This is a genomic window from Streptomyces sp. NPDC003635, assembly GCF_053587635.1.
The window spans coordinates 90,376-97,192 of sequence record NZ_JBSFOK010000034.1; the positions used below are offsets into that span (position 1 = coordinate 90,376).

The 6,817-nt window shown below is 71.9% G+C and carries 6 protein-coding genes and 1 rRNA gene; 6 read left to right on the forward strand and 1 reads right to left on the reverse strand.

The features are described from left to right. Positions 1-140: 140 nt before the first annotated feature. From ACWDRW_RS27805 to ACWDRW_RS27830, 6 genes are all read left to right on the forward strand, one after another. Positions 141-1,466 carry a hypothetical protein gene (locus tag ACWDRW_RS27805; protein ID WP_451727083.1) on the forward strand — a complete coding sequence of 442 codons (1,326 nt, stop codon included), beginning with the start codon at positions 141-143 and terminating at the stop codon, positions 1,464-1,466. Between the two features lie 4 nt (positions 1,467-1,470). After that, positions 1,471-2,247, forward strand: a complete 777-nt coding sequence (locus ACWDRW_RS27810) for a DUF4129 domain-containing protein (protein ID WP_451727086.1) — start codon at positions 1,471-1,473, stop codon at positions 2,245-2,247. Continuing rightward, the gene (locus tag ACWDRW_RS27815; RefSeq protein WP_451727089.1) at positions 2,244-3,440 is read left to right on the forward strand and encodes a DUF4350 domain-containing protein; all 1,197 of its coding nucleotides are present in this window, start codon (positions 2,244-2,246) and stop codon (positions 3,438-3,440) included. Before ACWDRW_RS27810 ends, ACWDRW_RS27815 begins: the two co-directional genes overlap by 4 nt. Further along, on the forward strand, positions 3,440-4,429 hold the full coding sequence (locus ACWDRW_RS27820; protein ID WP_451727091.1) for an AAA family ATPase: 990 nt from the start codon (positions 3,440-3,442) through the stop codon (positions 4,427-4,429). Before ACWDRW_RS27815 ends, ACWDRW_RS27820 begins: the two co-directional genes overlap by 1 nt. Next, the gene (locus ACWDRW_RS27825) at positions 4,429-5,739 is read left to right on the forward strand and encodes a DUF58 domain-containing protein (RefSeq protein ID WP_451727094.1); all 1,311 of its coding nucleotides are present in this window, start codon (positions 4,429-4,431) and stop codon (positions 5,737-5,739) included. Before ACWDRW_RS27820 ends, ACWDRW_RS27825 begins: the two co-directional genes overlap by 1 nt. Before the next feature lie 85 nt (positions 5,740-5,824). Beyond that, a protein-coding gene (locus ACWDRW_RS27830) for an IS5 family transposase (RefSeq protein ID WP_451727097.1) occupies positions 5,825-6,648 on the forward strand; the annotation gives its coding sequence in 2 pieces (ribosomal slippage) (positions 5,825-6,185 and positions 6,185-6,648; 825 coding nt in all). Between the two features lie 81 nt (positions 6,649-6,729). Here ACWDRW_RS27830 and rrf read toward each other — a convergent pair. Next, positions 6,730-6,817: ribosomal RNA gene (gene rrf, locus ACWDRW_RS27835) — 5S ribosomal RNA — on the reverse strand; the annotation flags it as partial.

The window sequence follows — 6,817 nt, forward strand, 5'->3', positions numbered from 1 at the left end:
CGGTCAGTCTGCCCGTTATCCGGCGGACAATTGAAGGTGTGCAGCCCATACCTTGGCCGGTCCCTCGATGACCACCCCATGGCACGATGGCTGCCAACCTGCCGCCGCGACCCGCGGACGGGCACCGTGAAGGAGCGACGATGAACGACACTCCGGGCTGGGCCTCGCCCGGATCCGCCCCGTCCGACGGACAGGAGCACGGCACGTCCGGCCCTGACCGGCCCGCCGACCGCCCGGACCCCCAGCAGCCCGCGGACCAGCCCGGCCCGCAGCCACAGGGCTCCGGCTCGCAGTGGTCCAAGGACCAGCCGCCACCGGCCCAGTGGTCCGCGCCGACCGGCCCCACGGCCCCGGAGCAGACCCCGCCGCCCCCGCCGCCCGGCCCGGGCTGGGGCAACCGGCCCCCCGCAAGCGGCGGCCCCGGAGGCTACGGCGGCCCCGGCGGTTACGGCGCCTGGGGCGGCGGCTGGGGCGGACCCCCGCCCGCGGCCAAGCCCGGCGTGATCCCGCTCCGTCCGCTCGGCGTCGGCGAGATCCTCGACGGCGCCGTCTCGACCATGCGCGCCTACTGGCGCACCGTGCTCGGCATCGCCCTCACCGTGGCGGTCCTCACCGAGATCGTCGTCGTCCTGCTCCAGGGCTTCTTCCTGAACGACCGCATCGACACCGACGCCCTCAACGACCCCAGCGCCACCCTCAGCGAACTCACCCGCGCCATGGGCGACGCCCTGCTCAGCTACGGCGCCATCTCGCTGATCTCCCTGATCGGCACGATCGTGGCGACCGCCCTGCTCACCACGGTCACCAGCCGCGCCGTCCTCGGCAAGTCGGTGACCACCGGCGAGGCCTGGAACGACGCCCGCCCACAGGTCGCCCGCCTGTTCGGGCTGATCTTCCTGCTGCTGCTCATCACCTTCGGCATCGTCGCCGTCGGCGCGCTGCCGGGCATCCTGGTCGCCGCCGCGGGCGCGAGCGAGGCGGGCGCCGCGCTCACCGTCCTCGGCACCCTGTGCACCGTCGTCGTCGCGATCTGGCTGATGGTGCGCTTCTCCCTGGCCTCGCCGGCGCTGATGCTGGAGAAGCAGGGCATCACGAAGTCGATGAGCCGCTCCGCGAAGCTGGTTCGTGGCTCCTGGTGGCGGATCTTCGGCATTCAGTTGCTGGCCATGCTCATCGCGAGCGTCCTCGCGTCGATCATCGCCATCCCCTTCGCCTTCCTCGCCGAGGCCTTCAGCAGCGACGGCGTCAGCGGCCTCCTCGAAGGCGGGGGCGGCGACGTCGGCTGGACCTACCTCATCATCAGCGGGATCGGCTCGGTGATCGGCTCCATGATCACCTTCCCGATCTCGGCGGGCGTCACCGTGCTCCTCTACATCGATCAGCGCATCCGCCGCGAGGCCCTCGACCTCGAACTGGCCCGCGCCGCCGGCGTCCAGGGCTACGGATCCGACACCCCCGGGAGCTGAACCGGTGAGCCTGGCGGGGGGAGTTCTCACGGCGGCCTCGGCGCTGCCACGCGCCGCCGTACGGATGCCGACCCGCCTCGGCGACACCTCCGCGCTGTCGACGGCGCGCTCCGGCGACGAACCGCCGCTGACGATCCCCCGCGACCCCGCGCGGGAGGCGGCCCGGCGTGAACTGTCCAAGCGGATGTACCACGAGGACGACCCCGGCCTGTTCCAACGCGCTCTCGACGCCTTCTGGAGCTGGGTCGACGAACTGTTCAGCAGTGCCTCGTCCGTGACACCCGGAGGACCGCTCGGCCTGGTCGTCGTCATCGTGGCGGTCCTCGCCGTCCTGGCGGCCCTCTGGTGGCGCCTCGGCACGCCTCGCCGGGAACCCACCTCCTCCGCTGCCCTGTTCGACGACCGGCCCCGCAGCGCCGCCGAACACCGCGCCGCCGCCGAGGCGCACGCCGCCCAGGGCCACTGGAACCAGGCCGTCCAGGAACGCATGCGGGCCATCGTCCGCTCCCTTGAGGAACGCGCCCTCCTCGACGTCCGCCCCGGCCGCACCGCCGACGAGGCCGCCGCCGAAGCCGGCCGCGCCCTGCCCACCCACACGGACCGACTGCGCACCGCCGCACGGGACTTCGACGACGTGACATACGGTGGCCGATCCGGAACCGAACCGGCGTACCGGCGCCTCGCCGAACTCGACCGCGACCTGGAGCGCGCCAAGCCCCAACTCGCCGACACGAGCACCCACAGCGCGGCCCACAACGCCCGCCAGGGAGCCGCCGAATGACCACCGAGGCCACGCCCCCGGCCACCTCGGTCTCGCCCACCGCCCGCCAGATCTGGACCCGCGCGCGCGGCCTCGCCCTCGCCCTGGCCCTCCTCCTCGCGGCCGCGGTCGCCATCGCCGTGGTCCGCTCCGACACCCGGCACGGCACCCTCGACCCGCGCTCCGCCGACCCCCAGGGCAGCCGGGCCGTCGCCGAACTCCTCGCCGACCGAGACGTGTCCACGCGCGTGGTCACCACACTCGACGAGGCGAGCGAAGCGGCCGGCCCGGACACCACCCTCCTGGTCGCCGCCCCCGACCTGCTGACCGAGCGCCAACAGACCGCGCTGCACTCCGCCTCGGCCGACACCGGCGGACGCACCGTTCTCGTCGCACCCGGCGCCTGGTCCGTCGAAAGGCTCGCCCCCGGTGTCTTCGCCGACCCCGCCAAGAGCCTGGACTCCACCCTCCGACCAGACTGCGACCTGCCCGAGGCCCGCCGCGCCGGCTCCGCCGACACGGGCGGCATCCGCTACACCACCACCGATCTCCGGGCGGACTCCTGCTACCCCAGCGAGCGCCTGGCCACCCTCCTGCGCGTCCCCGACACCTCCGGGGACGGCGACACCGTCGTACTCGGCGCGCCCGACATCCTCACCAACGACCGCCTCGACGAGCAGGGCAACGCCTCGCTCGCCCTCCAACTCCTCGGCTCCCGCCCCCATCTGGTCTGGTACCTCCCCTCGCTCTCCGACTCCACCGCCGCCGGCACCGAGGGCGAGCGCGGCTTCTTCGACCTGCTCCCCTCGGGCTGGCTCTGGGGCACACTCCAGCTCTTCATCGCGGCAGCCCTGGCCGCCCTGTGGCGGGCACGCCGACTCGGCCCCCTCGTGCCCGAAAACCTCCCCGTGGCGATCCGCGCCTCCGAAACCGTCGAAGGCCGCGCCCGCCTCTACCGCAAGGCGAACGCCCGCGACCGCGCGGCCGCCGCTCTGCGCTCCACCACCCGCACCCGCCTCGCCCCCCTCGTAGGCGTCCCCGTCGCCCAGGCGCACACGCCCGAAGCCCTGCTCCCCGCCCTGTCCGCCCACCTGCACGGCGACGGACAGTCCCTGCACACCCTCCTCTTCGGCCCGCCGCCCGGCGACGACGCGGCCCTCATCTCCCTCGCCGACCGACTCGACGCCCTCGAAAGTGAGGTACGCCGTCCATGATGGACCCGACCACTGACAACGCCGGGGAGAGCGGGGACCGGGCCGATTCCCGAGCCTCCCTCGAAGCCCTGCGCGCCGAGATCGCCAAAGCCGTGGTCGGCCAGGACCCCGCCGTGACCGGCCTCGTGGTCGCCCTCCTCTGCCGTGGACACGTACTACTAGAAGGAGTCCCTGGGGTCGCCAAAACGTTGCTCGTCCGCGCCCTCGCATCCGCACTCGAACTCGACACCAAGCGGGTCCAGTTCACCCCCGACCTGATGCCCAGCGACGTGACCGGCTCCCTGGTCTACGACACCCGCACCGCGGAGTTCTCCTTCCAGCCCGGCCCGGTCTTCACCAACCTCCTCCTCGCGGACGAGATCAACCGCACCCCTCCCAAGACCCAGTCGTCCCTCCTCGAAGCCATGGAGGAACGCCAGGTCACGGTCGACGGCACCCCCCGGCCGCTCCCCGAACCCTTCCTCGTCGCGGCCACCCAGAACCCGGTCGAGTACGAGGGCACCTACCCCCTCCCCGAAGCCCAACTGGACCGTTTCCTGCTCAAGCTGACGATCCCTCTGCCCTCCCGCCAGGACGAGATCGCCGTCCTCACCCGCCACGCCGAGGGCTTCAACCCGCGCGACCTGCGCGCCGCCGGCGTACGCCCCGTGGCGGGCCCGGCCGACCTCGAGGCCGCCCGCGCAGCCGTGGCCAAGACCACGGTCACCCCCGAGATCACCGGCTACGTCGTCGACATCTGCCGAGCCACCCGCGAATCGCCGTCTCTCACCCTCGGCGTCTCCCCGCGCGGGGCCACGGCCCTGCTCGCCACCGCCCGCGCGTGGGCCTGGCTCACCGGCCGCGACTACGTCATCCCCGACGACGTCAAGGCGCTGGCCCTCCCCACGCTCCGGCACCGCGTGCAACTCCGCCCGGAGGCCGAGATGGAGGGCGTGACAGCCGACTCCGTCATCAACGCGATCCTCGCCCACGTCCCCGTCCCCCGCTGATGGCACTCACCGGGCGCGCCGCGCTCCTCGCAGCCCTGGGCTCCCTCCCTGTCGGCATCTGGGAACCCAGCTGGACCGGCATCCTCGCCGTCAACGCCCCCCTGGTAGTGGCCTGCGCCTGCGACTTCGCCCTGGCCGCCCCCGTACGACGCCTCAACCTGACCCGCTCTGGCGACACCTCCGCGCGCCTCGGCGAAACCGCCGACGTCACCCTGACGGTCACCAACCCCTCCGGCCGCCCCCTGCGCGCCCACCTGCGCGACGCCTGGCCCCCGAGCAGCTGGCAGCCCGGCACGGAGGTCGAGGCCTCCCGGCACCGCCTGACCGTCCCGCCCGGCGAACGCCGCCGCGTCACCACGCGCCTGCGCCCCACCCGCCGCGGCGACCGTCAAGCCGACCGCGTGACCATCCGCTCCTACGGCCCGCTCGGCCTCCTCACCCGCCAAGGAACACACAAAGTCCCGTGGACAGTACGTGTGCTGCCCCCCTTCACCAGCCGCAAGCACCTCCCGTCCAAACTCGCCCGCCTCCGCGAACTCGACGGCCGCACCAGCGTCCTGACCCGCGGGGAGGGCACAGAATTCGACAGCCTCCGCGAGTACGTCCCCGGCGACGACACCCGTTCCATCGACTGGCGCGCTACGGCCAGACAGTCCACGGTCGCCGTACGCACCTGGCGTCCCGAACGCGACCGCCACATCCTCCTGGCCCTGGACACGGGCCGCACCTCGGCCGGCCGCGTGGGCGACGCCCCACGCCTCGACGCCTCCATGGACGCCGCCCTCCTCCTGGCCGCCCTGGCCTCCCGCGCCGGCGACCGCGTGGACCTCCTCGCATACGACCGCCGAGTACGCGCCCTCGTCCAGGGCAAAACAGCCCACGACGTACTCCCGTCCCTGGTCAACGCCATGGCCACGCTGGAACCCGAACTGATCGAAACGAACGCCCGCGGCCTGACGGCCACAGCACTTCGTACGGCACCCCGCCACGCGCTGATCATCCTCTTCACGAGCCTGGACGCAGCCCCGATCGAAGAGGGCCTGCTCCCCGTCCTCCCGCAATTGACCCAGCGCCACACCGTCCTGGTGGCGTCGGTCGCCGACCCCTACGTCGCTCGCATGGCGGAGGCTCGCGGCACAACGGATTCCGTCTACGAGGCAGCGGCCGCAGCCCAGGCTCAAAGCGATCGACAGCGCACGGCAGAGCAACTCCGGCGCTCCGGCGTCACCGTTGTCGACGCGACACCGGACGAACTGGCGCCCGCGCTGGCAGACGCCTACCTGGCACTGAAGACAGGGGGACGTCTGTAAAGGGCTCTTTCATAGAGCCTCTTAGAGCTCCTAACGGAATGCGGTTGGGGCGTGACCTCCGGCCGGGTGGCTCGGTTGGTTGGGTGTGAGGAAGCGTGACCCCCAACCGTGGGTTGTTGACGACGAGTTGTGGGCGCGGATCGCGCCGCTGCTGCCTGTCCGGCAGCGTCGGCATCGGCATCCGGGCCGCAAGGCACTGGATGACCGCAAAGTTCTTTGCGGCATCCTCTTCGTCCTCTACACGGGCATCCGGTGGGAGTGGTTGCCCGCCGAGCTGGGCTTCGGCTCGGGGATGACCTGCTGGCGACGCCTGCGGGACTGGAACAACGCCGGGGTGTGGCAGCGGCTGCACGAGGTGCTGCTGGCCGAGCTGCGGGCAGCGGACCGCCTGGACATGTCGAGGGCGGTGATCGACAGTTCCCACATCCGGGCGCTCAAGGGCGGCCCAAAACCGGCCGGAGCCCGGTCGACCGAGGTCGACCGGGCTCCAAGCACCACCTGATCTGCGACGCCACCGGCATCCCGCTTGCGGTGACATTGACCGGCGGAAACCGCAACGACATCACCCAGCTCCTGCCACTGCTGGAGGCGATACCGCCGATCCGCGGCAAACGCGGCAGGCCCCGGCAGCGGCCGAAGGAGCTCTACGCCGACCGCGGCTACGACCACGATTGCTACCGCCGCCAGGTCCGGGCGAAGGGCATCAAGCCCGTGATCGCCCGGCGTGGCACCGAGCACGGCTCTGGCCTGGGCACCAAGCGGTGGGTGGTCGAGCAGACGATCGCGCTGCTGCACTGGTTCGGCCGCCTCCGCATCCGATGGGAAACCCGCGACGACATCCACGAGGCGTTCCTCAAGCTCGCCTGCTCACTGATTTGCTGGCGACGGCTACGAGCTGCATTTCGTTAGGAGCTCTTAGACCCTTCGAGGGTTAGGCCTAAACGCAGAAAACCCCCGTGCCGAATGGCACGGGGGTTTTCTCCAAAATTTGTTCGGCGGCGTCCTACTCTCCCACAGGGTCCCCCCTGCAGTACCATCGGCGCTGTAAGGCTTAGCTTCCGGGTTCGGAATGTAACCG